The sequence below is a fragment of the Streptomyces sp. R302 genome (assembly GCF_012927245.1).
In the GTDB taxonomy this organism is placed as follows: Bacteria; Actinomycetota; Actinomycetes; order Streptomycetales; family Streptomycetaceae; genus Streptomyces.
On record NZ_JABBGE010000001.1, the window covers coordinates 801,565 to 828,004 of the forward strand.

Here is a 26,440-nt window from a genome sequence, read left to right on the forward strand (position 1 = left end):
GGGCGGGGAAGTGGGCCGAAGTGGCGCTGTTCACACTCGACGGCTTCCCCGGAAACTTTCCGATACGAGACGGTCCCGTATCGAAATAGCCCTAAAGTGGTGCCATGCCAGAGCCGTCCCTCTCCCCGCCCCCCGCCCCGTCCCCCGCCTCCGTGCCCGAGGCCGTGCACCGCCGCCGCTGGGCCGTCCTCGGCGTGCTGATGCTCAGCCTGCTGATTGTCGTCCTCGACAACTCGATCCTGAACGTGGCGGTCAAGACGATCGCCTCCCCCGACCCGGTCGGACTCGGCGCCACCCAGAGCGAGCTGGAGTGGGCGATCAACTCCTACACGCTCGTCTTCGCCGGCCTCCTCTTCGCCTCCGGACTCCTCGGCGACCGGCTCGGCCGCAAGAAGTCCCTCCTCTTCGGCCTCGCCGTCTTCGGCCTCGGCTCCGCCCTCGCCGCCTTCTCCGGCTCGCCGGGCGAGCTGATCGCCCACCGGGCCGTGATGGGCCTCGGCGCGGCCTTCGTCATGCCGGCCACCCTCGCCGTCCTCATGAACGTCTTCGAGCGCGACGAGCAGCCCAAGGCCATCGGCATCTGGGCCGGCGGCGTCGGCCTCGCCATCGCGATCGGCCCGATCACCGGCGGCGTCCTCCTGGAGCACTTCTGGTGGGGCTCGATCTTCCTCGTCAACGTGCCGGTGGTGCTCGTGGCCCTGGCCCTCATGGCCTGGCTGGTCCCCGAGTCCAGGGACCCGGCACCCGGCCGGATCGACCTCGTCGGCGTCCTCCTCTCCGTCCTCGGCCTCGTCCTCCTCGTGTACGGGATCATCCGCGGCGGCGAGCGGGCGTCGTTCACCGAGCCGGGGGTCCTCGCCCCGGTCCTCGCGGGCCTGGCTGTCCTCACCGCCTTCGTCCTGTACGAGAAGCGCAGCGACCACCCGGCGCTCGACGTCTCCTCCTTCCGCAAGCCGGTCTTCTCGGCCGCCGTCGCCGCGATCGCCCTGGTCTTCTTCGCCCTCATGGGCGTGACCTTCTTCTCCGCCTTCTACCTCCAGAGCGTCCGCGGCTACAGCGCGCTCGACTCCGGCCTCCTGCTGCTGCCGCTCGCCCTCGCCCAGATGGTCTTCGCGCCCCGCGCCCGGCTCGCCGTCGCGCGTTTCGGCGCGCGGACGGTCTGCGCCGCCGGCATGGCCGCCGTCGCCCTCGGCCTCGGCGCCTTCGCCTTCTTCGACGCGGACACCCCGGTGTGGGTGATGGCCCTGGTCTTCCTGGTGCAGGGCGCGGGCATGGCGCACATCATGCCGCCCGTCACCGTCGCGATCATGCAGTCGCTGCCGCGCGAGAAGGCGGGCTCGGGCTCCGCGATCAACAACACCTTCCGCCAGGTCGGCGGCGCGCTCGGCGTCGCGGTCCTGGGCTCGGTCCTCTCCGCGGTCTACCGGAGCGAGATCGAACCCCACCTCGACGGGCTGCCGCCTTCGCTCCGCACCACGGCCGGCGAGTCCCTGGAAGCCACCCTCGCCGTCGCGGACAGACTCCACACCGACGCCCTGACGGCCCCCGCCCACCAGGCCTTCCTCGACGCGATGCACGTCACCGCTTTCGCCTCGGCGGCGATAGCCGTGATCGGCACGCTGGTAGTGGCCGCCTTCCTCCCGGGCCGCACCCCGCCCCCACCCACCCCCACCCCCTCGCCCCCGGAACCCGCAGCACCGGCCCACCACTGACCCGCCCCCCCGGGCACCCGACCCCGAACCTCCGGCTCCGGGCCCCGACCCGACCCGAGCCTCCGGCCCCGGCTTTCGCCCGGTCGGGCTGCTGCGGCGGCCCCTCGGGGTGGGTCCCTCGCCCTGTCGGGCGAGAGCGCCCACTCCTCATGCGGGTGCTCCGGTCCGGCCTGGGTTGGGCCTTCGGTTCCGGTTCGGGCCCCGGCCCCCGGCTTTTGTGGCGGCCCCTCGGGGTGGCTCCCTCGCCCTGTCGGGCGAGGACGCCCACTCCTCATGCGGGTGCTCCGGCCTCGCCCGGGCCGGGTCTTCGGCCCCGGTTCGGGCCCTGGCCCGGCTTCCGCCCGGTCGGGCCGCCGCGTCGGGGTTCGGGCCTCCGGCCCGGCCTTCGCCCGGTCGGGCCGCTGCGGCGGCGGCCCATCGGGGCGGGTCCCTCGCCCTGCTGGGCGAGAGCGCCCTCCACCGACCCGGGCCCTCCGGTCCCGGCCTGTCCGGGCCTTCGGTTCCGGGTTCCGGTTCTGGCCGGCCTCCACCCCGCCGGGGCGCCGGGGTCGCTCCTCGGGGCGGGGCCCTCGTCCTGCCGGGCGAGAATGGGGGTGGCAGGTTGCCCACGACGACGAGAGGCGGTGCGCGTGTCCCTGGCGGACGGCGAGAACCCCGGAGCTCCGGGCCGCGAGCCCGGCCCGGCCCCCGGGCGGCGGCGCCCGGCGGCGGACGGGACCGGCGCCCCCGGGCCGTACGGCGCCCCGGCGTCCGAGCCCCGCGCGGACGCCGACGCGCCGGAGCGCGAGCCGCGCTTGAGCGAGGCCCCGGACCCGGGTGCGGCCCTGGACCCGGGTGAGGCCCCGGACCCGGGTGAGGCCCTGGACCTGGGTGAGGCCCCGGACTCAGGTGAGGGCCCGGACTCGGGTGAGGGCCCGGACTCGGGTGAGGCCCCGGACTCGGGTGAGGCCCCGGACTCGGGTGAGGCCCCGGGCCCGGCCCTGGACCCGCGCCCGGACCCGCTCCCGGCCCCGCACCCGGGCCCGGCCCTGGACCCGCACCCGCACCCGGACCCGCGCCCGGACCCGCACCCGCACCCAGCCCCAGCCCCGCATCCTGACCCGGACCCCGAGCCGTGCGTCGAGGGTGGCCCCAGGCGGGGGCGGCCCCGTAGTGAGGCGGCGGAGCGGGCGATCTTCGATGCGGTCATCGCTCTGCTGGAGGGCGGGGTGCCGCTGGGGGACATCTCCATCGAGCGGATCGCGCGGACCGCGGGGGTCGGGAAGGCGACGATCTACCGCCGCTGGGCCGGCAAGGAGGACCTGCTGGTCGAGCTGATCCGGTCCGTCGAGCCGCCCGACCCCGAGCTCCCGGGCGTCTCGGTGCGGGACGACCTCGTGATGATGCTGGAGTTCATGCGGCGGCGCGGGCTCGCCAAGCGGAGCTCCGCGCTGCTGCGGAACATGTTCACGCAGATGCAGGCGTATCCGCGGCTCTGGGACCAGTACCACCGCACCGCGATCGAGCCTCGCCGCCGCCGCGGCATCGAGGTGCTCGAACGCGGCGTCGCCACCGGCGAGGTGCGGGCCGACCTCGACCTGGACCTGGTCAACGACCTGTTCATCGGGCCGCTCCTGCTCCGTACCGTCCTCCAGCCGGACGCCGACCTCTCGCCCGACTTCCCCGCGCGCGTCGCGGACGCCATCCTCGACGGGGTCCGGCCGAAGGAGTAGGCACCACCACTCCGACTCGTACGAATGTGCGCGTTCTGTCACAGCCCGCCCGAACCGGCCTCCGGCCGGAACCCCGGTACGCGCCGCGGCCGTCCTTGGGGGAGTGCGCGGGACCCCGTATCGCCTAGGGTCGAGCCCGGGTCCCGCAGCACGGACGGCACGACGCACGACGGTACGACACGGCACGGCACGGCAAGACGAGCGAGGGCAGCGATGGCGCGGGTGGACACGACGGGGACGGAGCACGGCGGAACGGGAGGTACCCCTTCCGGGTCCCGCGACCGGTTCCGCTCCGCCCTCGGCCGTCTCCGCCGCGACCCGGGCATCTGGCGCCGAGGCATCGTGCTGGCGCTCTGCGCCCTCGTCCTCACGCTCCTGATGGCCTTCCACGCCCAGATCCCCAACCGCGTCGGCAACCTCGGCAGCCTCACCGAGACCTTCCTGCCCTGGCTCGGCCTCTTCGTGCCGGTCCTGCTCCTCCTCGCCCTGCTCCGCCGCTCCGCCACCGCGCTCCTCGCGCTGCTGCTCCCCGCGGTCGTCTGGCTCAACCTCTTCGGCGGCCTCGTCGCCGACAAGTCGACCTCCGGCGGCGACCTCACCGTCGCCACCCACAACGTCAACGCCGACAACCCCGACCCCGCCGGCACCGCCCGCCTGCTCGCCGGCTCCGACGCCGACGTGCTGGCCCTGGAGGAGCTGAAGGCCGACGCGGTGCCGGTCTACGAGCGGGAGTTGGCGGAGAAGTACCCGTACCACTCCGTCCAGGGCACCGTCGGTCTGTGGAGCCGGCTGCCGCTGCGCGACCCCCGCCCGGTCGACATCCACATGGGCTGGACCCGCGCCATGCAGGCCACCGTCGTCGCCCCCCAGGGCGAGCTGCGGGTGTACGTCGCCCACCTGCCGTCCGTGCGGGTCAAGCTGAACGCCGGCTTCACCGCCAACCAGCGCGACTCCAGCGCCAACGCCCTCGGCGAGGCCATCGCCAACGACCGCGCCCAGCGCATCGTCCTCCTCGGCGACCTCAACGGCACCATGAACGACCGCGCCCTCAACGCCGTCACCTCCCAGCTGCGCTCCACCCAGGGCGCGGCCGGCGACGGCTTCGGCTTCTCCTGGCCGGCCTCCTTCCCGATGGCCCGCATCGACCAGATCCTGGTCCGGGGCGTCGAGCCGGTCTCCTCCTGGGCCCTGCCGCAGACCGACAGCGACCACCTCCCCCTCGCGGCCCGCATCGCGTTCTGAGCCGCCGGAATCCGGGTGTACGGGGACCCCTCCGGGATCTGCGACAATTTGTTTCGTTAGAAAACAAACCCCTGGATCCGGAAAGGGTCTCCCACCCATGCCCGTGGCCCTGATAGCCCTGGCCATCTCCGCTTTCGGCATCGGCACCACCGAGTTCGTGATGATGGGCCTGCTGCCCAACGTCGCCGGCGACCTCGGCACCACCGTCCCCACCGCGGGCCACCTCGTCTCCGCCTACGCCCTCGGCGTCGTCGTCGGCGCCCCGCTGCTCACCGCCCTCGGCTCCCGCCTCCCGCGCAAGCGGATGCTGCTCCTGCTGATGGCCCTCTTCACCGTCGGCAACCTCGCCTCCGCCCTCGCCCCCGGCTACGGCTGGCTGCTCGCGGGCCGGGTCCTCGCCGGCCTCCCGCACGGCGCCTTCTTCGGCGTCGGCGCCGTCGTCGCCGCCCGGCTCGTCCGCCCCGACCGGCAGGCCCGCGCGGTCGCCACCATGTTCCTCGGCCTCACCGTCGCCAACATCCTCGGCGTCCCCGCCGCCACCCTGCTCGGCCAGCACCTCGGCTGGCGCGCCACCTTCGTCGTCGTCACCGCCATCGGCCTGGCCGCGCTCGCCGCCCTCGCCCGGCTGGTTCCCGACCTCCCCGTCGACGACCGCCAGGGCCTCGGCCGCGAGCTGCGCGCCCTCGGCCGCCCGCAGGTGCTGCTCGGCCTGCTGACCGCCGTCCTCGGCTTCGCCGGCGTCTTCGCCGTCTACTCCTACCTGGCCTCCATGACCACGGAGGTGATGGGCTTCGGCGAGTCCACCGTCACGATCGTCCTCGCCCTCTTCGGGATCGGCATGACGGCCGGCGCGCTCGCCGCCGGACCGCTCACCGACCGCGCCCCGCGCCCCACTCTGTACGGTTCCCTGGCCGCCCTCGCCGTGACCCTGGTCGCCTTCCGCTTCACCGTCCACGTGCCCTGGCTCGCCCTGGTCACCGTGGTGGTGCTCGGCGCCGTCGGCTTCATGACCACCACCCCGCTCCAGATGCTGGTCATGGAGAAGGCGAAGGACGCCCCGACCCTGGCCTCCGCCTCCAACCACTCCGCCTTCAACCTCGCCAACGCGGGCGGCGCCTGGGCGGGCGGCGCCGCCGTCGCCGCGGGCTGGGGCTGGACCTCCCCGGCCCTGGTCGGCGCGGCCCTCGCCGCCGTCGGCCTCGCCGTCGCCGTGCTCGCCGGCCTCCTCGACCGTACGGGGAGGACGGCGGAGGGGGCCTCGCACGTCGTCGCGCGAAGCCCCCTCGCCGCCGGAGAGCCGACCGCCCGAGGACCGGTCAGGACGCCGGTGTCTCCCGCCAGCGGTTCGTGATCGGCAGCCGCCGGTCCTTGCCGAAGCCCTTCGCCGAGATCTTGGTGCCCGGCGGGTACTGGCGCCGCTTGTACTCCGCCGCGTCCACCATCCGCAGCGTCCTCGCCACCAGCTCCGCGTCGAAGCCGGCCGCCACGATCGCCTCCCTGCCCTCGTCCCCGTCCACGTACAGGGCGAGGATCCGGTCGAGCACCTCGTAGTCCGGCAGCGAGTCGGTGTCCACCTGGCCCGGGCGCAGTTCGGCGCTGGGCGGCTTCACGATGGAGTTCTCCGGGATCGGCGGGGTCTGGCCGCGCTCCTCGGCGGCGCGGTTGCGCCAGCGGGCCAGCCGGAAGACGTCCGACTTGTAGACGTCCTTGATGGGCCCGTAGGCGCCGACGGAGTCGCCGTAGAGGGTCGAGTAGCCCACCGCCAGCTCGGACTTGTTGCCCGGGGCGAGGACGAGGTGGCCCTCCTGGTTGGAGATCGCCATCAGGGTCGTGCCGCGCAGCCGGGACTGGAGGTTCTCCTCCGCGAGCCCGGTGAGTTCGAGCGCGGCCATGTACGCGTCGAACATCGGCCCGATCGGCACCGTGCGGAAGTGCAGCCCGGTGCGGCGGGCGAGTTCGGCCGCGTCGCCCTTGGAGTGCTCGGAGGAGTACTTCGACGGCATCGACACCCCGTGCACCCGGTCGGCGCCGAGCGCGTCGCAGGCGATCGCGGCGACCAGGGCCGAGTCGATGCCGCCGGACAGGCCGATCACCACCGAGCCGAAACCGTTCTTCGCGACGTACGCGCGCAGTCCGATGACGAGCGCCGAGTAGACCTCCTCGTCGTCGTCGAGCCGCTGCGCGTAACCGCCCGTCAGCTCCGCCCCGGTCAGCGGGAGCGGCTCGCCGGCCGGGCCCTCCAGGACCGCCCGGTCGATCCGCAGCCCGTCGTCCACCACCGTCCCCGGCACCGGGGCGTCCGGGTCGGCGGCCGGCAGGTCCAGGTCGAGGATCACGCTGCCCTCGGTGAACTGCGGGGCCCGCGCGATGACCTCGCCCGCCGCGTCCACCACGATCGAGTCCCCGTCGAAGACGAGCTCGTCCTGCCCGCCGGTCGAGGCCAGGTAGGCGGTGGTGCAGCCGGCCTCCTGGGCCCGCTTGCGGACCAGTTCGAGCCGGGTGTCGTCCTTGTTCCGCTCGTACGGCGAGGCGTTCACCGAGAGCAGCAGCCCGGCGCGGGCGCTGCGCGCACCCGGCACCCGGCCGCCCTCCTGCCACAGGTCCTCGCAGATCGCGAGCGCCACGTCGACCCCGCGCACGCGCAGCACCGGCAGGGTGTCGCCCTGCACGAAGTAGCGGAACTCGTCGAAGACGCCGTAGTTCGGCAGGTGGTGCTTGGCGAGGCGGAGCACGGCCCGGCCGCGGTGCAGCACCGCGGCCGCGTTCTCCGGCGAGCCGGCCGGGCGGCCGAGCCGGGGCACCGCCCGCTCGGTGCGGTCCAGGTAGCCGACGACCACCGGCACCTCGCCGAAGCCCTCGTCGGCGAGCCGCTCCGCGAGCGCGTCGAGCGCCGCGCGGGAGGCCTCGACGAAGGACGGCCGCAGGGCCAGGTCCTCGACGGGGTAGCCGGTCAGCGCCATCTCGGGGAACGCGACGAGATGCGCGCCCTGCCCGACGGCGTGCCGGGTCCAGTGGACGATCGCCTCGGAGTTCCCGGCGATGTCCCCGACGGTGGAGTCGATCTGATTCAGCGCGAGGCGTAGTCGATGCACGCCCCCCAGTGTAATCGTCAAACCGACGCTATGTCCTGGGAACCGCGCCCCACCGTGCCCCGAGGAACCGTTTCACCCCGACATGCGAAGAAGATCCGCCCCGTCGTCGTGGAGGACCCGGCGGTCCTCCACGACGGCACCGAGCGGCGGGGCCGCGGGGGCGCCCCGGACTGCCCTGAGCGGCACGGACTTCAAGGATGTGCAGGCGGCGGGTCTCGTGGAACCACTCGTGCTTCGAGCGGTAGCCGCCGGGCGCCCGCCCGGTGCCCTGCGCGCCGAAAGGCAGTGCCAGGCGGCGCGCGATCGTGCGGATACCGGCCCGCGGGCCCTGAACGTGGGCGGCCTGACCGCGACGGGCCGGCGCCCACTGACCGTGCGTGGCCTTCGTCGACGACCCGGCCCACCCATGCCATCCGCGCAACGGGCCTTGAGGTCACGGGAGGCGAGCGAACCGAGATGCTCACCCACCAGCCGCGCCCCCCGAAGGCCCGGCGCGACGAACGAAGCCGCCGCCTCCCGCAACGCACCCACCGAGACACCCCCCCCAGAACGCACACAGGCACGCCCACTCGCCGGCCGCTCACCACCCCTCTGGCGCCACCTGCTGATCCTCATCCCCGCCGCCCTCCTCAAGTTCCGCAAACCCGAAGGGGTCCACCCCGAACACCGGGAACCTTCCGGCACTCCCTGACGTCTGACCCCGTATGCCCGGAAAGGTCACGCGCGCGTCCGCCGCCCTGCTGTTCCTGGGGGCGCTCGCGTACACCGCCTGGGTCCTCGAAGCCTTCGTACGGACCGGCCTCGACCCGGTCCGTACGTACGTCTCCGAGCTCGCCGCCGCCGACCAGCCGCTCGGCGGCCTCTTCCGCGCCACCGACCTCGCCGCCGGCCTCCTCGTCCTCGCCGGCGCCGTCCTCGGCCTCCGCGCCGCCCGCGCCGCCCGCGCCCCCGAGGACCCCGCGCCCGGGGTCCCCCGCTGGGCCCGCACCGCCCCCGGGCCCGCCGCCCGCCGCCCCTGGCTCCCGGCCGGCTGGGCCGCCCTGGCCCTCTTCGGCGCCGCCACCGCCGTCGACTCCCGCCTCCCGCTCAGCTGCGCCGCCACCGCCGACCCCGCGTGCGCCGCCCGCGAGGCCGCCGGACTCGTCCCCGCCACCCATACGGCCCACGCCGTCAGCTCCGGACTCGCCATGACCGCCGCCCTCGCCGCCATGGTCGCCCTCACCCTCGCCGCCCGCCGGTACGGCCACCGGCCCCTCCTGGCCCGCACCGGACCGGTCCTCGTCGGCCTCGCCCTCGCCGCCACCGCCTGGACCCTCGCCGCCGTCGCCTCCTTCGAGTCCGGCGGCGGCCACGGCGCCCTCGGCGCCGCCCAGCGCCTCCAGGTCCTCCTCGTCGCCGGATGGATCACGCTCCTCGCCGTCTCGGTCGCCCGGGAGCGCGGATGAGCTTCGTACGCCTCGGTGGCCTCGCCCACCACGTCGCCGTCGACGGCGAAGGACCCGTCTGCGTGCTCTCCGCCGGGCTCGGCCTCGGCTGGTTCGACTGGGACCCGGTCGTCCCCCTGCTCGCCCCGCACCGCACCGTCGTCCGCTTCGACCGCCCCGGACACGGCCTCACCCAGGAGGGCACCGCACCCCCTACCCTCGCCGGCGAGGCCGACCGGATCGCCGCCCTCCTCGACGCCCTCGCCCTGCCCGGGCGCGCCACCGTCGTCGGCCACTCCATCGCCGGACTCCACGCCGAGGGCTTCGCCCGCCTCCACCCCGGGCGCACCGCCGCCCTCGTGCTCGTCGACTCCTCCGTCGAGGACGACCCCCGCCCCGGCGGCCCGGTCCTCGCCGCCGCCACGGAAGCCGCCGGGACCGCGCTCACCGCCCTCGGCCTGCCCGCCGCCCTCGGTCCCGCGCTGCGCCGCCTCGCCGTCCGCCCCGACCCCGCACCGCCCGCCGAGGTCCGCCGCGTCTACCGCGCCTCACGCGTCTGGCGCGGCGCCCTGCGCGAGAACGCCTCCTACGGCTCCGTCGCCGCCGAACTCCTCGCCCTGCGCCGCGTACGCCCCCTGCCGCCCGGCGCCCCCGTCACCGTCCTCGCCGCCCCCGACGGCTCCGCCCGCTGGGAACACCGCCAGCGCACGCTGGCCCGACGGCTCGGCGCCCGCTACGAGGCGGCCGAACCCTCGGGCCATCTGGTCATGCGGGACGCCCCCGGCACGCTCGCCCGGGTCGTCCTCCAGGCGCTTCAGGAAGCGGCGTAGACGCTCGCGCAGAAGGCCTTCAGCTGCTCGTCCGACAGCTGCTGCGCCAGGTCGGCCTCACTGATCATGCCGACGAGCCGCTTGTTCTCGATCACCGGGAGCCGCCGGATCTGGTGGCTCTGCATCTCCTCCAGGACCGCGCCCACGTCGGCGCCCGCGTCGATCCAGCGCGGCGTGCCCTGCACGATCGCGCCGCAGGTCACCTTCGCCGGGTCGTGGCCCATGGCCACACAGCGGACCACGATGTCGCGGTCGGTGACGATGCCGCACAGCCGCTCGTTCTCGTCGGCGACGGGAAGCGCCCCCACGTTCAGGTCGCGCATCCGCTGCGCCGCGCGGTCGAGCGTCTCGTGTTCCGGGATCCACTCGGCTCCCGGGTGCATGATGTCCTTCGCCGTGGTCATGGGGTGCGTACCTTTCGTCGAACGTCGTTGTACGTACGTCGTCCCCGAGCGCCTCTCATTCTCCCGGCACGCGTCGGCCCCCGCGACCGCAGCGGGTCACGGGGGCCGGGGTCTCGCGGGCGCAGGTCAGGCGGTGGCCCCGCGCTTGCGGAGCATGTCCGCCATCAGCGCGATCTCCGACTCCTGGGCGTCGACCATGCCCTGGGCGAGGTCCCGCTGGATGTCCACCGAGCACTTCTGCACACAGCCCTGGGCCATGTGCACCCCGCCCTTGTGGTGGGTGGTCATCAGCCGCAGGTACAGGATCTCGGCGTCCTTGCCGGACGCCTTCCGCAACGCGTCGAGCTGCGTGTCCGTCGCCATGCCGGGCATCAGCGCGCCGTCCTTCGAGGCGGCGTCGCCGGTGACGGGCATGCCCATCCAGCTCATCGGCGCGGTGCCCGACTCGACCTTCGGCAGGCCCCACACGTCGAGCCAGCCGAGCATCATGCCGCGCTGGTTGGCCTGGGTGTTGGCGATGTCGTACGCGAGCCGGCGCACCGACGCGTCGGTCGTCCGGTCCCGGACGATGAAGGACATCTCGACGGCCTGCTGGTGATGGACCGACATGTCCCGGGCGAAACCGGCGTCCGCCGAGGCGGTGTCCGGGGTCCGCGGCGCCTCCTCGCGCTCGGCCGAGGCGACCGTGACGGCACCCGCGGCGAACAGCACCGACAGGGCGACCGCGGTGACCGCCGCGTACCGCGTGCGGCGGGGGGTCACTGGCCCATCCCGGTGCCGCCCATGCCGTCGGCGCCGACGCCGCCGGTGCAGGCGGCACCGGGCTCGGGCGTCTGCTTGCCCTGCACGTACTTGGTGAAGAAGGCGTCGACGCGCGGGTCGCTCGCGCTGTCCACGGTGACCTGCTTGCCCCAGGCGGAGAGCATGATCGCCCCGCTCTGGTCCTCGACCGGGCTCATCAGCGTGTACGGGGTGTCGGAGACCTTCTCCTTCAGGGCCTTCACATCGGCCTCGGCGGCCTTCTTGGTGTACGTCACCCACACGGCGCCGTGCTCCAGGGAGTGCACGGCGTTCACCTCGGGGACGGCCTTGTCGTAGACGTCGCCGTTGCAGTTCAGCCACACCGGGTGGTGGTCGCCGCCGACCGGGGGCTTCATCTCGTACTTCACGGCCGTCTCGACGTGGTTGCGGCCCAGCTTCGCCGCGTCCCAGGACTTCTCGCCGGCGATGGGGGCCTTGGCGGCGGCCTCCTTGGCGTCCTCCTCGTCGGCCTTCTTCATCAGCACGAAGGTGCCGAAGCCGACGAGGCTCAGCACGACGACGGCGGAGACGCCGAGGGTGAGGAAGCGGTTGCGGCGCTCCCGGGCCTGCTCGGCGCGGCGCATCTCCTCTATTCGGGCGCGGCGGTCGGCGGTGGTGGAGCGGTTGGCGGCCATGGTGATGTCGTCCTTCTGGGAAAGATGAAAAACGGGAAGTCGTCGTTCGGGGAAAGGCGCGGGCTGGCCTAGGTCCGGAGAACCTGAAGGACGTGCAGGTCCGGGGCGCGCGGCCGGGCCCCCGGATTCCGCCCCGCGCCCTCGCCGGCGAGCGCGTCGACGCGCGGCAGCCGGTCCTCGGTGTGCAGCGGCGGATCGAGGGGCGGGGCGCTGAGCACCGCGGGGGAGAGGGCCGGGAAGAGGGAGCAGTCGCCCCGGTCGTACGGGCAGACGTACGCGGCCCGCCCGGTATCGGTGACGGGGGTGGCGGAGGGCCCGGCAGCGGCCGGGGCCGCGGCCCGCTCATGCCCCGGATGGCCGCCCGGCCCCGACGGACCGCTCCCCAGACAGACGAAGAGCGCGGCGAGGAGCGTCGCCACGGCACTCGCCAGTGCCATGGGACGCGCGTGCCGGTACGGGCGTTCGAGCCGTAGGGCTCCCATGGGCGCAGATCGTAGTGGGAGAGGGACCGCCGTGGGCCGAACGGGGTAGGACTTCCCCAGGTCCTCGGTTACCTGTGTCACACCCGAACAGGCAGTATGGGTGTGCAACGTGCGCGAAACCATGTGGTGGGATGCTCAGGTGCCCCCCGATATGCCCGAGGCGGTGGGAGCAGGCGGCCTGACCAGCGAGGATGGGTGTGGAAATGGACAAGCAGCAGGAATTTGTGCTCCGTACGCTCGAAGAGCGCGACATCCGCTTCGTGCGCCTGTGGTTCACCGATGTGCTCGGCTTCCTCAAGTCGGTCGCCGTCGCCCCCGCCGAGCTGGAGCAGGCCTTCGACGAGGGCATCGGCTTCGACGGCTCCGCGATCGAGGGCTTCGCCCGCGTCTACGAGTCCGACATGATCGCCAAGCCGGACCCGGGCACCTTCCAGATCCTGCCCTGGCGGGCCGAGGCCCCCGGTACCGCGCGGATGTTCTGCGACATCCTCATGCCGGACGGCTCCCCGTCCTTCGCCGACCCGCGCTTCGTCCTCAAGCGGGCCCTCGCCAAGGCGTCCGACCTCGGTTTCACCTTCTACACCCACCCCGAGATCGAGTTCTTCCTCCTGAAGGACAAGCCGCTCGACGGCTCGCGCCCCACCCCCGCCGACAACTCCGGCTACTTCGACCACACCCCGCAGAACGTCGGCATGGACTTCCGCCGCCAGGCCATCACCATGCTCGAATCGATGGGCATCTCGGTCGAGTTCTCCCACCACGAGGGCGCCCCCGGCCAGCAGGAGATCGACCTCCGGTACGCCGACGCGCTCTCCACCGCCGACAACATCATGACCTTCCGCCTGGTCATGAAGCAGGTGGCGCTGGAGCAGGGCGTGCAGGCCACCTTCATGCCGAAGCCGTTCTCGGACTACCCGGGCTCGGGCATGCACACCCACCTCTCCCTCTTCGAGGGCGACCGGAACGCCTTCTACGAGTCGGGTGCCGAGTACCAGCTCTCCAAGGTGGGCCGCTCCTTCATCGCGGGCCTCCTCAAGCACGCGGGCGAGATCTCCGCCGTCACGAACCAGTGGGTCAACTCGTACAAGCGCATCTGGGGCGGCTCCTCCCGCACCGCCGGCTCGGGCGGCGAGGCCCCCTCGTACATCTGCTGGGGCCACAACAACCGCTCCGCCCTCATCCGCGTCCCCATGTACAAGCCCGGCAAGACCGGCTCCTCCCGCGTCGAGGTCCGCTCCATCGACTCCGGCGCCAACCCCTACCTGACCTACGCGGTCCTCCTCGCCGCCGGCCTCAAGGGCATCGAGGAGGGCTACGAACTCCCCGCCGGCGCCGACGACGACGTCTGGGCCCTCTCCGACTCCGAGCGCCGCGCCATGGGCATCGAGCCCCTCCCGCAGAACCTCGGCGAGGCCATCGCCCTCATGGAGAAGTCCGAACTGGTCGCCGAGACCCTCGGCGAGCACGTCTTCGACTTCTTCCTCCGCAACAAGAAGCAGGAGTGGGAGGAGTACCGCTCCGAGGTCACCGCCTTCGAGCTGCGGAAGAACCTGCCGGTGCTGTAGCCCCCCGGCGGCCAGGGGAAACGTGTTGCCCCTGGCGGGTGGGGTGTTCAGACTGCCCGGTGTGAAGATCGAATCCGTCGCCACCGGGCGGCTCCTCCTGCATCCCCTGACCGTCGTCGAGGGCGAGCGGATCGCTGCCCGTGAGCCCCTGCCGGAGGACCGGTGGGGGGAGGGGTATCCGGGGGCGGGGGACCTCGCCTCGGTCGGGGCGTTTCTGCGGAGGTGCGCCGAGGAGGGGGATCCGGGGGCGTTCCGTACGTATCAGATTCGGCTCGCGGAGAGCGGGGTCGTCGTCGGGGGGATCGGGTTCCACGGGGCGCCGGGGCCGGACGGCGGCGTGACCGTCGGGTACGGGATCGTGCCGGGGGAGCGCGGGAAGGGGTACGCCTCCGAGGCGCTCGCGGCGGTGATCGGCATCGCCCGGGCCGCCGGGGCGACCGTGCTGCGGGGCGATGCCGATCCCGTCAATGTCGCCTCGCACCGGGTGATGGAGCGGGTGGGGATGCGGCGCGTGGGGGGCGGGGAGGGGCTGGTGCGGTTCCTCGTGGAGCTGGAGGCGTAGGAGTCCTGCCGCTCAGCGCTCCGCGAGTTCCGACGGGGCCTCCTGGACCACCCAGCCGTTGCCGTCGGGGTCCTCGAAGGTGAGGAAGGAGTTCCAGGTCTCGCCCTTGCCCTCCTCCCAGCCCGCCGCCCCGACGTGCATCACGGGGGAGGCGTCGACGCCCGCCTCGACGAGCGTCTTCCGGGCCGCCTCGATGTCGGTGACGCACAGCTGCAGGCCGTGCAGGGTGCCCGGGGCCATCTCCTTCGTGCCGGGCATCGGCGGCATGCCGGAGAGCAGCGCGACGGAGCAGCGCGAGCCCGGCGGGGTCGCCTGGATGATCCGCATCCCGGGGGCGACCTCGTCGTCCAGGTCGATGGCGAAGCCGCACTTGTCGGCGTAGAACTCCTTCGCCCGGTCCATGTCGGTGACGGGGATCGGGACTACTTCCAGTGTCCAGTTCATGCGACCACCGTGCCGCATCCGGCTCCGCCGTGCACGCCTTCCGCGCGGGCAACATGACGGAAAATCACCTTGTGCTTGGTCGAATGATCTGATCCTTTCGCTCGAAGCATGAGACAGATCAGGAACGACCGCTTCGGCGTCACGCAACCTCCCTATAGTGACCACGCGTTGGCCGCACACCGCAGGAGACAGGACAGATGACGCCCTCCCCCACCGCCGGGCCCGCTTCCGATGCCGCACCTCCGTCCGGCTGCCCCGCGGGGGCCGTCCCGCTCTCCGGGCCCGGGTTCCACACCGACCCGCAGGCCCTCTACCGGACCATGCGCCGCGAGCACGGCCCCGTCGTCCCCGTCGAACTCCCCGGCGGCTTCCCCGCCTGGCTGGTCATCGGCTACCGCGAGGTCCACCAGGTCACCAGCGACCCCGAACTCTTCCCCCGGGACGTCGGCCTGTGGAACCAGTGGCCGCACGTCCCCGCCGACTGGCCGCTGCTCCCGATGGTCGGACAGCCCCTCCCCTCCATCTACTTCACCGCCGGCGAGGAGCACCGCCGCCACGTCCGGATGGTCGTCCCCGCCCTGGAGGCCGTCGACCCCTTCGAGATCCGCGGCCACTGCGAGCAGCTGGCCGACCGGCTCGTCGACGCGTTCTGCTCCCGCGGCACCGCCGACCTCGTCGCCGCCTTCTGCGAGCCGCTCCCCGTCCTCGTCCTCGCCCGGCTCGTCGGCTTCCCCGACGACGAAGGCGCGGATATCGCCCGGGTGTTGAAGGACCTCGCCGACGGCGGCCCCGAGGCGCAGAGCGCCCACCGGCGGTTCGGCGAGCACATGGCCCGCCTCGTCGCCGCCAAGCGCGCCGAACCCGGCGACGACGTGACCTCCCGGATGCTCGCCCACTCCGAGGAGTTCACGGACGAGGAGTACATGCTCGACCTGATGGCGATCACCGCCGCAGGGCACCTCACCACCGCCGACTGGATCGGCAGCTCGGTCCGGCTGATGCTCACCGAGGACGAGTTCGCCGACTCCATGGCCCGCGGCCGCCGCAGCGTCGCCGACGCCATGACCGAGGTGCTGTGGGAGGAGGGTCCCACCCAGATCCTCGCCGGCCGCTGGCCGTCCCGCGACACCCGCCTCGGCGACCGGCGGATCAAGGCCGGCGACATGCTGCTCCTCGGCCTCGGCGCCGCCAACACCGACCCGGTGATCCGGCAGGGCGCCCCCGGCGGCGCCCCCTCCGAGCGGGGCGGCGCCGGCGCCCATCTCGCCTTCAGCCACGGCGAGTACCGCTGCCCCTTCCCCGCCCAGGAGATCGCCGAGATCATCGCCAGGACCGGCATCGAGGTCCTCCTCGACCGGCTGCCCGACCTCGAACTCGCCGTCCCCGTGGAGGAACTGGTCCGCCGCCCCTCCGCCTTCCTGCGCGGCACCACCGCCCTGCCCGTCCGGTTCACCCCCGTACCCACCACTGGAGACCTCTCGTGACCTGCCCGCACGCAGCCGCCCGGGACGCCGCCCCCGTCGTCGTCGACCCGATGGTCCAGGACCTCGACGGCGAGACCGACCGGATCCGCGCCGCCGGCCCGCTCGCCCGCATCGACCTGCTCGGCGTGCCCGCCTGGGCCGTCACCCGGCACGCCGACGCCCGCCGGCTGCTCGTCGACCCCCGGCTCGTGAAGGACATGGCCGCCTGGGACCTGTGGACCAGCGGAGCCGTCACGCACGCCTGGCCGCTCATCGGGATGATCGACGCCGGCCGCTCCATGTTCACCGTCGACGGCGAGGAGCACCGCAGGCTGCGCGCCAAGACCTCCCAGGCGCTGACCCCGCGCCGCCTGGAGGCGATCCGCCCCGACATAGAGAAGTTCACCGCCGAACTCCTCGACGCCCTGGAGGAGGCCGGCCGGGACGGCGCCGTCGCCGACCTCAAGTCCGTCTTCGCGCAGCCGCTGCCCATGCGGGTCGTCGGCATGCTGATGGGCGTCGACCCCCAGGCGAACGCCATGCTCACCCGGCAGTACAAGAAGTTCTTCTCGATGCTCACCCCGCAGGAGGAGCGGCTCGCCCTCCTCGCCGAGCTCGACGTCTTCTACACGGACCTGGTCCGCGCCAAGACCGCCCTGCCCACCGACGACCTGACCTCGGCGCTCATCCTCGCCGAGGACGGCGGCGAGCCGCTGACCGAGGAGGAGGTCGTCGGCAACCTCAAGGCGATGGTCGCCGCCGGCCACGAGACCACCATCGGCCTCGTCCTCAACGCCGTCCGCGCCCTGCTCGCCCACCCCGAGCAGCTGCGCATGGTGCTGGCCGGCGAGGTCCCCTGGGAGGCGGTCATCGAGGAGACCCTCCGCTGGGACACCCCCACCACCCACCTCCTGATGCGCTTCGCCACCGAGGACATCGAGGTCGGCGACGCCGTGATCCCCAAGGGCGAGGGCGTCGTCATCTCCTACCGGGTGATCGGCCGCGACCCCGAGCAGCACGGCCCGGACGCCGACGCCTTCGACATCACCCGCCCGGCCCCCCACCGCCACATGACCTTCGGCCACGGCCCGCACATCTGCCCCGGCGCGGCGCTCTCCCGCGTCGAGGCGGGCATCGCCCTCCCGGCGCTCTTCGCCCGCTTCCCCCGGCTGCGCCTCGCCGTCCCGGACGAGGAGCTGCGCAACCTCCCGGTGATGACCCAGAACGACCTGGAGTCCTTCCCGGTCCTCCTCGACGCCTGACCCCTCGGGTACGCGGGTCAGCGCGGCGCCGGCACCCAGCGCAGCCGGCCGTCCTGGCCCAGGGCGGCCACCCCGCCCGGGCCGGCCGCCGGAGCACCCGCGAGCGGGAAGCCGGAGAGCCGCCAGGCGGCGCCGTCCCCGAGCGGGGCCACGGCGAGCCGACCGGTCCTGGACCGGGCCGCCACCAGGCCGTCCGCCGCGCTCACCGGGCCGAAGCCGGCGACGCCACCGGACGGCGGGGCGACCGGCGCGAGCCGGACGGTGCCCGCGAAGTCGGCGGCCTTCGGCGCGCCGGTGCCGGGCTCGCGGGACCAGAGCCGGACGCCGTCGCCGGCCGGCGAGGGGCCCGCGCTCAGCGCGAGCGTGGTCGCCGGCAGACCGGTCGGCCGCGGCCCGGAGACCCGGCCGCCGCCCGGGCCGCCCGTCCACATCAGGACCGAGCTCCGGGTGCCCGCGAAGACGTACGTACGGCCCCGGGCGTCCGTCGCCGCCACCGGGTCGCCGTGCAGCGCCGCCCCGCCGAGGGAGTGCCACGGACCCCAGCCGCCGTCGGGCGTCCGCTCCCGCCCGGCGAGCCGGTGGTCGCCGTCGCGCAGGAAGAGCGAGACCCGCCCCGTGCCGTCCACGGCCACTGCGGGCGCGCTGACGTCCGGCGTCCGGTCGGCCTCGTCCCGCTTCCCGGGGGTGCCGAGCGAGCGCCAGGCACCGAACCGCCCGCCCGGCGCGGTCTGTTCGACGGTGACGACCTCGCGCCGGTAGCCGGCCGGGCCCGCGAACGTGGTCCGGGTGCCGAAGACCGCGATCCGCCCGTCCGGCAGCCGTACGGTGTCGACGCCGCCGTCGAGCCCGCCGCCGGGCAGCAGCTCCGGACCCTTCCAGGCGTCGGCCCCGGGCGCCCGGCGCCAGGTCGCGAGCCGCCCGTCCTGGACGCCGAAGGCGAGCAGCCCGCCGTCGGCGGCGGGCTGGATCCAGCCGGTCGAGGCGCCCCGCGCGTACCGCACGGTGCCCGTCCAGTCGCGGCCCTGCGGCCGGTCCGCCATCTTCAGGTCGCCGCACCCCGCCGGGCTGCCGCAGTGGTCGGTCCCGTCCAGCCAGGCGTACGTCTTCAGGCTGCGCAGCTTCTCCTCGGCGGTGCGGCCGTCGAGGGCCTGCGGCAGCTCGGTGTTCGGGTAGCCCAGGTAGCTCTGCACGCCGACGCGCGGATGCCCGGGCCGCTCCGCGTACCGGGCCAGCGCCGCCTGCGCGAACCGCGCCCCGTACGCGTGGTCCTGGTGGTCCCGCAGCTTCCCCGTCGCCGCGTGCGTGCCGGGCGTCGGGTCGAGGGTGCGGACGAAGGTCGGGCGGAAGCGGTCGAGCAGCCCCGTCAGGGTGGCCACGACCTGCTCCTTCGAGTACGCGAAGTCGGTGGCGACCGGCGTCCCCGAGGAGCGCAGCGAGCCGAGCGCCGGTATGCGGCCGTGCCACAGGCCCCGCAGGCTGTGCGGGCGGTCGCCGTACGGCGAGCCGGCCTCGCGGAGCTGGAGCCAGACGAGCCGCACCCCGGGCCGGGCCCGGAGGGTGTCCAGCTCGGCCGCGCCCCCGCCGGCCGTACGGATCGACGTCCGGTCCCAGGGGCTGGTGCGGTCGCCGGTGACCAGCTCGGCGTACGCGGCGCGGATGCCGTTCTGCCGGGCCTCGGCGTACGCGGGCTTGTCGGGCGCCGTCACGGCGGCCCGCGCGGCGCGGGCGTTCACGCCGTTGGCCTCGCCCGCCGTCAGGTACACGGTGGTCAGCGGGGTCCGGTCGGCGAGCGACTGCGCGGTGTCCGGGTTCATGAAGTACAGGTCGTCGTCCGGATGCGACACGAACTGCACGACGGAGGCCGCCCCGGCCCCCGCCGTCTCCGTCCGCGTCTCCGTCCCCGTGTCCGCCGATGCCGGTGCAGCCGCCGCCGTCGGTGCGTCACCGCCGGCCGCCGGTTCCTCCTGCGCGGCCGTCGCCGTGAGCACGCCCGCGAGGGTGCCCCCGGCCAGCAGCGTCGCCATCCCGGCGACCACGGCGGACCGCCGGTGACGGAAGGGGCGTATGAGGCGGGTGTGACGGCGAACGGACATGGGCGCGGGAGGGCTCTCTACCTCGGGGACGGGGCGCGCGTCGACGGCGACGGCGGCGGTGCGCGAGCCTCCTGCGACGGTCGTGGCGACCGCGGCGAGCGGGACGGGCGACTCACATGGCTACAGGGCCGGAGCCGTCGGCGGGTTCCGAAAACGGGCGGATGTGCCCGAGGTCACGTGTGATCCGTGTCGGCACGGGGAGGAGGGGCCGCTTCCGGACGGGCGGGATCGCCGTCCCCCCTCGCGTCGTCCCGCACGCCCCCGCCCCTCCCTGCGGATAGGCTCGTCGCCGTAGGACGTACGGGGTTGTACGGGGTGTACGGGGTGTACGGGCGTGAGGGAGCGGCGGAGATGACGGTGCCGGGGCGCAGGAGCAGTACGTTCTCCCGTCTGCTGCGGCACGGGTTCACCGATCCGTCCGGGGCCGAGGGGCTGCTCGACCTGCCCGAGCTCGCCGCGCTCCGCGGCGACCCCGTCCTGCTCGACGCGCTGGGCGCCACCGCCGACCCCGACCTCGCGCTGCGCGGCCTCGTCCGGCTGGTCGAGGCGCAGCCCGAGACCGAGCGGCAGACCTTCACCACCACGCTGCTCTCCGCCAAGCCCTTCCGGGACCGGCTGCTCGGGGTGCTCGGCGCGTCCGAGGCGCTCGCCGACCACCTGGCCCGCCATCCGGGCGACTGGGAGACCCTGGTCACCTACGAGGCGGTCGACCTGCACCCCGGGATCGCCGAGTTCGAGCGGGGCCTCGCCGGGGCGACGGACCCGGTGTCCCTGCGGGTCGCCTACCGCCGCTGCCTGCTCGGGATAGCGGCCCGGGACGTCTGCGGCACCACCGACGTCGCCCAGACCGCCGCCGAGCTGGCCGACCTGGCCACCGCCACCCTGCGGGCCGCGCTCGCCCTCGCCCGGGCGGCCGAACCCGCCGACGCGGCCATGTGCCGGCTCTCCGTGATCGCCATGGGCAAGTGCGGCGGCCACGAGCTGAACTACGTCTCCGACGTCGACGTCATCTTCGTCGGCGAGCCGGTCGAGGGCGCCGACGAGTCCAAGGCGCTCCAGGCCGCCACCCGGCTCGCCTCCCATCTCATGCGGATCTGCTCCGAGACCACCGTCGAGGGCACCATCTGGCCGGTCGACGCCAACCTCCGCCCCGAAGGCCGCAACGGGCCGCTGGTGCGCACCCTCTCCTCCCACGTCGCCTACTACCAGCGCTGGGCCAAGACCTGGGAGTTCCAGGCACTCCTCAAGGCGCGCCCGGTGGCCGGCGACCCGGAGCTGGGGAGCGCGTACGTCGACGCCCTCTCCCCGATGGTCTGGCAGGCCGCCGAGCGGGAGAACTTCGTCACCGACGTGCAGGCCATGCGCCGCCGGGTCGTCGAGAACATCCCGGCCGCCCAGGTCGACCGCGAGCTGAAGCTCGGCCCCGGCGGCCTCAGGGACGTCGAGTTCGCCGTCCAGCTGCTCCAGCTGGTGCACGGCCGCAGCGACGCCACCCTGCACAGCGGCTCCACCCTCGACGCGCTCGCCGCCCTCGCCGCCGGCGGCTACGTCGGCCGCGCCGACGCGGCCCAGATGGACGAGGCGTACCGCTTCCTGCGCGTCATGGAGCACCGCATCCAGCTGTACCGGCTGCGCCGCACCCACCTGGTCCCCGAGGGCGAGGAGGACCTGCGCCGCCTCGGCCGCTCCCTCGGCCTGCGCACCGACCCGGTCGCCGCGCTGAACAAGGAGTGGAAGCGGCACGCCTCCGTCGTCCGCCGCCTCCACGAGAAGCTCTTCTACCGGCCGCTGCTCGACGCCGTCGCCCAGCTCGCCCCCGGCGAGACCCGGCTCAGCACCAAGGCGGCCGGCCAGCGCCTCGAAGCCCTCGGGTACGCCGACCCCGCCGCCGCCCTGCGCCACCTGGAGGCGCTGGCCTCCGGCGTCAGCCGCAAGGCCGCCATCCAGCGGACCCTGCTGCCGGTGCTCCTCGGCTGGTTCGCCGACTCCGCCGACCCGGACGCCGGCCTCCTCGGCTTCCGGAAGGTCTCCGACGCCCTCGGCAAGACCCCCTGGTACCTGCGGCTGCTCCGCGACGAGGGCGCCGCCGCCGAGAACCTCGCCCGCGTCCTGTCCGCCGGCCGCCTCGCCCCCGACCTGCTGCTGCGCGCCCCCGAGGCCGTGGCCATACTGGGCGACCCCGAGGGGCTGAAGCCGCGCGGCCGGGCCCACCTGGAGCAGGAGGTCGTCGCCGCCGTGGGCCGCGCGGACGACGCCGAGCAGGCCGTCGCCGCCGCCCGCGGGGTGCGCCGCCGCGAGCTGTTCCGCACCGCCGCCGCCGACCTCATCGACTCGTACGGCACCGAGGACAGCCCCCGCACCTCCGACCCGGGCGCCCTCGTCGACCGGGTCGGCGAGGCCGTCACCGACCTCAACGCCGCCACGATCGCCGGCGCCCTGCGCGCCGCCGTCCGCGCCGAGTGGGGCGACGAACTCCCCACCCGTTTCGCGGTCATCGGCATGGGCCGCTTCGGCGGCCACGAGCTGGGCTACGGCTCCGACGCCGACGTCCTCTTCGTCCACGAGCCCCGCGAGTGCGTCGACGAGCAGGAGGCCGCCAAGGCGGCCGCCCGGGTCGTCACCGAGATGCGCAGGCTCCTCCAACTGCCCACCACCGACCCGCCGTTGCTGATCGACGCCGATCTGCGCCCGGAGGGCAGGAGCGGCCCCATGGTCCGCACCCTCGCCTCCTACGAGGCGTACTACCGCCGCTGGTCGCTCGTCTGGGAGTCCCAGGCGCTGCTCCGCGCCGCCCCGATGGCCGGCGACGCCGACCTCGGCCGCCGGTTCATCGAGCTGATCGACCCGCTCCGCTACCCCGCCGAGGGACTCGGCGAGGACGCGGTCCGCGAGATCCGCCGCCTCAAGGCCCGCATGGAGTCCGAGCGGCTGCCGCGCGGCGCCGACCCCACCCTCCACGCCAAGCTGGGCCGCGGCGGCCTCAGCGACGTCGAGTGGACCGTCCAGCTCCTCCAGATGCGGCACGGCTGGGCCGAACCGGGGCTGCGCACCACCCGCACGCGGGCCGCGCTCTCCGCCGCCCACGCCGCGGGACTGATCCCCACCGAGGAGGCGCAGACCCTCGACGAGGCCTGGGTGCTCGCCACCCGGGTGCGCAACGCGGTCATGCTCGTCCGCGGCCGCCCCGGCGACACCTTCCCCTCCGAACCGCGCGAACTGGCCGCCGTGGGCCGCTATCTGGGGTACGCCCCCGGACACGTCGGGGAGCTCGTCGACGACTACCGCCGGATCACCCGCCGCGCCCGCGCCGTCGTCGACGAACTCTTCTACGGCTCCTGACCGTCGGACCGGGCCCGGCCGGGGCCGCCGCGCCCCGCCCCGGCCGTTACGATCCCGGCATGGCCCCGCTCATGACTGACGATGTGGACCGGTTCGAGAAGGCACGCCCCCGCCTGCTGGCCCTCGCCTACCGGATGTTCGGCTCGTCGGGCGAGGCGGAGGACGCCGTGCAGGAGACGTATCTGCGCTGGATGGCCGCCGACACCGGGCGCATCGAGGTGCCCGAGGCCTGGCTCACCAAGGTCCTCACCAACTACTGCCTCAACCAGCTCACCTCGGCCCGCGCCCGCCGCGAGACCTACGTGGGCCAGTGGCTCCCCGAGCCGCTGCTCGCCGGAGACCCGATGCTCGGCCCCGCCGACACCGCCGAGCAGCGCGAATCCGTCTCGTACGCCGTCCTCGTCCTCCTGGAGCGGCTGACCCCGAACGAGCGGGCCGTGTACGTGCTGCGCGAGGCCTTCGGCTACGCCCACCGCGAGATCGCGGAGATCCTCGACATCGGCGAGGCCGCCGCCCAGCAGCTCTTCCACCGCGCCAAGAAGCACCTCGCCGACGGCCGCGCCCGCACCGACATCGACGAGGCCGCCGCCCGCAGGATCGTCGAGGAGTTCCTGGCCGCCGCCACCAGCGGGCGTACCGAACCCCTCGTCCGGCTCCTGACCCAGGACGCGGCCGCCATCGGCGACGGCGGCGGCAAGGTGCCCGCCCGGGCGAGCGCCTTCGAGGGCGCCCGCGCGGTCGCCACCTTCCTGCGCGGCCTCTTCAAGCCGAGCGACGCCAAGCGGGCCCTGGTGGGCGGCTCGCCCTCCTTCTACGCCTCCACCGCCAACGGCGAGCCCGCGATCGTCGCCGTCGTCGGCGGCCGGGTCGTCGGCATCACCTGCATGCAGGTGACTCCGGACGGCATCGTCGCCCTCCGCAGCCAGGTCAACCCGGACAAGCTGGAGCGGGCCACCGAGCGGTGGGCCGCCGAGGGGCACGAGCCCCCGCTGTTCGCCTTCTGACACCCCTCCGAGAGCGTGTGACCCAGGTCACATGCGAATCCTGTCAGGAAACGCGGGGCCGCCCGGTTCAAGGTGCGCCACCACGCCGGAGAAACGGCGCGGACCCCGCGCAGACAGGAGCTCGGTCATGCAGCACCGCATCGTCGTCCTCGGAGCCGGCTACACCGGAGCCGTCACCGCCGGCCGCCTCGCCCGCCGACTGCGCCGCGAGGACGTCACCCTCACCCTCGTCGACGCCGAGCCCGACTTCGTTGAGCGGGTCCGCCTGCACCAGCTCGCGGCCGGCCAGGACCTCACCCCCCGCCCCTTCGCCGAGATGTTCGCCGGCACCGGCGTCGAGCTGAAGCTCGGCAAGGTCGCCGCCGTCGACGTCGACCGCAGGACGGTCCGGGTGGACGGCGCCGCCGGCCGCGAGGAGCTCGGCTACGACAGCCTCGTCTACGCCCTGGGCAGCGGCTGGGACCACGGCGGGGTCCCCGGCGTCGCCGACCACGCCCACGAGGTCTCGTCCCGCCCCGGCGCCCTCCGGCTCCGCGAGCGGCTCGCCGCCCTGGAGCCCGGACGGCCCGTGGTGGTGGTCGGCGGCGGCCTGACCGGCCTGGAGGCCGCGACCGAGATCGCCGAGGCCCGCCCCGACCTCGACGTGGCCCTCGTCGCCCGCGGCGCGCTCGGCGACTGGCTCTCGGAGAAGGGCCGCGGCCACGTGCGGAAGGTCGCGAAGCGGCTCGGCGTCACCGTCCACGAGCACACGGCGGTCGCCGCCGTGACCGCGGACCGGGTGACTGCCGCCGACGGCACCGCCATCCCGGCCGACGTCACCGTCTGGACCACCGGCTTCGCCGTCCACCCGATCGCCGGGGCCACCGGCCTGGAGCTCGCCGAGGACGGCCGGATCAGGGTCGACGAGACGATGCGCTCGGTCTCCCACCCCGACGTCTACGCGGTCGGCGACGCCGCCTTCGCCCTCGGCCCGAAGGGCAAGCCGCTCCGCATGTCCTGCGCCTCGGGCGTCCCGATGGCCTGGCAGGCGGCCGACGCCCTCGCCGCCCGGCTCGCCGGCGTCGAGGTGCCCGCGGTCTCGATCCGCTACGTCCAGCAGTGCGTCTCGCTCGGCCGCAAGGACGGGCTGATCCAGTTCGTCACCGCCGACGACCGGGCCAAGGAGAAGGCCCTCACCGGCCGCACCGCCGTCCTCTACAAGGAGATCATCTGCAAGGGCGCCGCCTGGACCGTCGCCAACCCGACGGGCGGGATGCCCTCCCGCCGCCGCCCCCTGGCCCGGCGGCGGGCCGGGGACGCGGCCCCGGCGGAGGCCACCGCCTGAGGGACCGGGCAGCGCCGAGGCCCCCGCCGAAGAGAACGGCGGGGGCCTCGGTCCTGCTCAGGGGCGGCGGCGGCTCATCTGCCGGAGCCGACCGGCTCCTCCTGGTCCTGGTCCTCCTGCTCCGCGGGCTTCCTCCGCGCGGGGGCGGACGCCTCGGGCGCGACGGCGAGCACCGGCTCCACCTGCTTCGAGAGGCGGTGCGGCCAGGTGCCGTACCAGAAGTAGGCGACGAGGAAGCCGAAGGCGAGGCAGATCACGCCGCCGACGGCGTCCAGCCAGAAGTGGTTGGCGGTCGCGACGATCACGACGAGCGTGGCCGCCGGGTAGAGCAGGCCCAGGATCCGGGCCCACGGCGCCTTCGCCAGGAAGAAGAGGGTCAGCCCGCACCACAGCGACCAGCCGATGTGCATCGACGGCATCGCCGCGTACTGGTTCGACATGTGCTTGAGGTCGCCCGAGGCCATCGAGCCCCAGGTGTGGTGCACCAGGACCGTGTCGATGAAGTCCTTGTTCTCCATCAGCCGCGGCGGCGCGAGCGGGTACAGGTAGTAGCCGACCAGGGCCACGGCGGTGGTGGCGAACAGGACGGTGCGGAACGCCGCGTAACGGCCCGGCTGCCATCGGTACAGCCACACGAGCACACCGATGGTGACGATGAAGTGCAGCGTCGCGTAGTAGTAGTTCATCGTCACGATGAGCCACGTCACCGAGTTCACCGCGTGGTTGACGGCGTGCTCGAAGGCGAGGCCGAGGGACCCCTCGGTCCGCCAGATCCAGTCCGCGTTCCTCAGCGCCTCGGCCTTCTGCTCCGGCACCGCGTTGCGGATCAGCGAGTACACCCAGTAACTGAGGCCGATCAGCAGCAGCTCGAACCAGATGCGGGGACGCCGAGGCGTACGCGCACGCAGCCACGCCCACCGCCCGTCGGCCACGATGGGTGACGACGGGGTCGTCCGGTCGTCCAAACTCTTCACGGTCGTTTCACCCATAGGCAGAGAGTTTGCCAGATCCACGCCCCCCGACCGATCATCCCTCGGTCGGGTGTACGGC

At 74.1% G+C, this 26,440-nt stretch carries 21 protein-coding genes and 1 pseudogene; 13 read left to right on the plus strand and 9 right to left on the minus strand.

The features are described 5' to 3' along the window. Positions 1-104 precede the first annotated feature (104 nt). From HHL19_RS03735 to HHL19_RS03750, 4 genes are all read left to right on the plus strand, one after another. Positions 105-1,712, plus strand: a complete 1,608-nt coding sequence (locus HHL19_RS03735) for an MFS transporter (protein ID WP_169085434.1) — start codon at positions 105-107, stop codon at positions 1,710-1,712. Between the two features lie 1,028 nt (positions 1,713-2,740). Further along, on the plus strand, positions 2,741-3,424 hold the full coding sequence (locus HHL19_RS37020) for a TetR/AcrR family transcriptional regulator C-terminal ligand-binding domain-containing protein (protein WP_240981438.1): 684 nt from the start codon (positions 2,741-2,743) through the stop codon (positions 3,422-3,424). Positions 3,425-3,637: 213 nt separating this feature from the next. After that, positions 3,638-4,666, plus strand: a complete 1,029-nt coding sequence (locus HHL19_RS03745) for an endonuclease/exonuclease/phosphatase family protein (protein ID WP_169085438.1) — start codon at positions 3,638-3,640, stop codon at positions 4,664-4,666. Between the two features lie 97 nt (positions 4,667-4,763). Next, positions 4,764-6,017 (plus strand): MFS transporter, encoded by a 1,254-nt coding sequence (locus HHL19_RS03750; protein ID WP_169085440.1) that lies wholly within the window; start codon positions 4,764-4,766, stop codon positions 6,015-6,017. On the opposite strand, the gene HHL19_RS03755 is transcribed toward HHL19_RS03750, so the two are convergent. Both HHL19_RS03755 and HHL19_RS37025 read right to left on the minus strand, forming a co-directional pair. Continuing rightward, a complete protein-coding gene (locus HHL19_RS03755) occupies positions 5,983-7,758 on the minus strand; it encodes an NAD+ synthase (RefSeq protein WP_169085442.1) in 1,776 nt (591 codons plus the stop codon). The genes HHL19_RS03750 and HHL19_RS03755 overlap by 35 nt on opposite strands. A gap of 184 nt (positions 7,759-7,942) precedes the next feature. Beyond that, positions 7,943-8,289, minus strand: a pseudogene (locus HHL19_RS37025) (IS200/IS605 family accessory protein TnpB-related protein); the annotation flags it as partial. Positions 8,290-8,462: 173 nt separating this feature from the next. Here HHL19_RS37025 and HHL19_RS03765 point away from each other — a divergent pair. Both HHL19_RS03765 and HHL19_RS03770 read left to right on the plus strand, forming a co-directional pair. Then, positions 8,463-9,203 (plus strand): DUF998 domain-containing protein, encoded by a 741-nt coding sequence (locus HHL19_RS03765; protein WP_169085444.1) that lies wholly within the window; start codon positions 8,463-8,465, stop codon positions 9,201-9,203. Beyond that, positions 9,200-10,012 carry an alpha/beta fold hydrolase gene (locus HHL19_RS03770; RefSeq protein ID WP_169085446.1) on the plus strand — a complete coding sequence of 271 codons (813 nt, stop codon included), beginning with the start codon at positions 9,200-9,202 and terminating at the stop codon, positions 10,010-10,012. The genes HHL19_RS03765 and HHL19_RS03770 overlap by 4 nt, the downstream gene beginning before the upstream one ends. Here HHL19_RS03770 and HHL19_RS03775 read toward each other — a convergent pair. From HHL19_RS03775 to HHL19_RS03790, 4 genes are all read right to left on the minus strand, one after another. After that, a complete protein-coding gene (locus HHL19_RS03775; protein WP_169085448.1) occupies positions 9,997-10,416 on the minus strand; it encodes a CBS domain-containing protein in 420 nt (139 codons plus the stop codon). The two genes, HHL19_RS03770 and HHL19_RS03775, sit on opposite strands and share 16 nt — an antisense overlap. A 126-nt stretch (positions 10,417-10,542) precedes the next feature. After that, positions 10,543-11,178, minus strand: a complete 636-nt coding sequence (locus tag HHL19_RS03780; RefSeq protein WP_169085449.1) for a DUF305 domain-containing protein — start codon at positions 11,176-11,178, stop codon at positions 10,543-10,545. Then, positions 11,175-11,852, minus strand: coding sequence for a DUF3105 domain-containing protein (locus HHL19_RS03785; protein WP_206324497.1), 678 nt, complete (start codon positions 11,850-11,852; stop codon positions 11,175-11,177). Before HHL19_RS03785 ends, HHL19_RS03780 begins: the two co-directional genes overlap by 4 nt. Before the next feature lie 68 nt (positions 11,853-11,920). Continuing rightward, on the minus strand, positions 11,921-12,334 hold the full coding sequence (locus HHL19_RS03790; RefSeq protein ID WP_169085451.1) for a hypothetical protein: 414 nt from the start codon (positions 12,332-12,334) through the stop codon (positions 11,921-11,923). 203 nt (positions 12,335-12,537) lie between these two features. Between HHL19_RS03790 and HHL19_RS03795 the strand changes: the two genes are divergently transcribed. Continuing rightward, positions 12,538-13,899: a glutamine synthetase family protein gene (locus HHL19_RS03795; RefSeq protein ID WP_030755173.1), complete on the plus strand. Its 1,362-nt coding sequence runs from the start codon at positions 12,538-12,540 to the stop codon at positions 13,897-13,899. 61 nt (positions 13,900-13,960) lie between these two features. Next, positions 13,961-14,461, plus strand: a complete 501-nt coding sequence (locus HHL19_RS03800) for a GNAT family N-acetyltransferase (RefSeq protein ID WP_346768244.1) — start codon at positions 13,961-13,963, stop codon at positions 14,459-14,461. Positions 14,462-14,473: 12 nt separating this feature from the next. Here HHL19_RS03800 and HHL19_RS03805 read toward each other — a convergent pair whose 3' ends face one another. Next, positions 14,474-14,905, minus strand: coding sequence for a VOC family protein (locus HHL19_RS03805; protein WP_169085453.1), 432 nt, complete (start codon positions 14,903-14,905; stop codon positions 14,474-14,476). Between the two features lie 197 nt (positions 14,906-15,102). Between HHL19_RS03805 and HHL19_RS03810 the strand changes: the two genes are divergently transcribed. Both HHL19_RS03810 and HHL19_RS03815 read left to right on the plus strand, forming a co-directional pair. Next, positions 15,103-16,389, plus strand: a complete 1,287-nt coding sequence (locus tag HHL19_RS03810; RefSeq protein ID WP_169085454.1) for a cytochrome P450 — start codon at positions 15,103-15,105, stop codon at positions 16,387-16,389. 50 nt (positions 16,390-16,439) lie between these two features. Continuing rightward, a complete protein-coding gene (locus tag HHL19_RS03815) occupies positions 16,440-17,630 on the plus strand; it encodes a cytochrome P450 (RefSeq protein ID WP_169086289.1) in 1,191 nt (396 codons plus the stop codon). Between the two features lie 17 nt (positions 17,631-17,647). On the opposite strand, the gene HHL19_RS03820 is transcribed toward HHL19_RS03815, so the two are convergent. After that, on the minus strand, positions 17,648-19,723 hold the full coding sequence (locus HHL19_RS03820) for a PIG-L family deacetylase (protein WP_169085456.1): 2,076 nt from the start codon (positions 19,721-19,723) through the stop codon (positions 17,648-17,650). 351 nt (positions 19,724-20,074) lie between these two features. Between HHL19_RS03820 and HHL19_RS03825 the strand changes: the two genes are divergently transcribed. From HHL19_RS03825 to HHL19_RS03835, 3 genes are all read left to right on the plus strand, one after another. Further along, positions 20,075-23,062, plus strand: coding sequence for a bifunctional [glutamine synthetase] adenylyltransferase/[glutamine synthetase]-adenylyl-L-tyrosine phosphorylase (locus tag HHL19_RS03825; RefSeq protein WP_169085458.1), 2,988 nt, complete (start codon positions 20,075-20,077; stop codon positions 23,060-23,062). A gap of 71 nt (positions 23,063-23,133) precedes the next feature. Beyond that, positions 23,134-24,066, plus strand: coding sequence for an RNA polymerase sigma factor SigJ (gene sigJ, locus HHL19_RS03830; RefSeq protein ID WP_240981386.1), 933 nt, complete (start codon positions 23,134-23,136; stop codon positions 24,064-24,066). Positions 24,067-24,193: 127 nt separating this feature from the next. Then, positions 24,194-25,390 (plus strand): FAD-dependent oxidoreductase, encoded by a 1,197-nt coding sequence (locus HHL19_RS03835; RefSeq protein WP_169085461.1) that lies wholly within the window; start codon positions 24,194-24,196, stop codon positions 25,388-25,390. 74 nt (positions 25,391-25,464) lie between these two features. Here HHL19_RS03835 and HHL19_RS03840 read toward each other — a convergent pair whose 3' ends face one another. After that, entirely contained in the window at positions 25,465-26,379 is a 915-nt protein-coding gene (locus tag HHL19_RS03840) for a phosphatase PAP2 family protein (RefSeq protein WP_169085463.1), read from the minus strand. Positions 26,380-26,440: the final 61 nt, after the last annotated feature.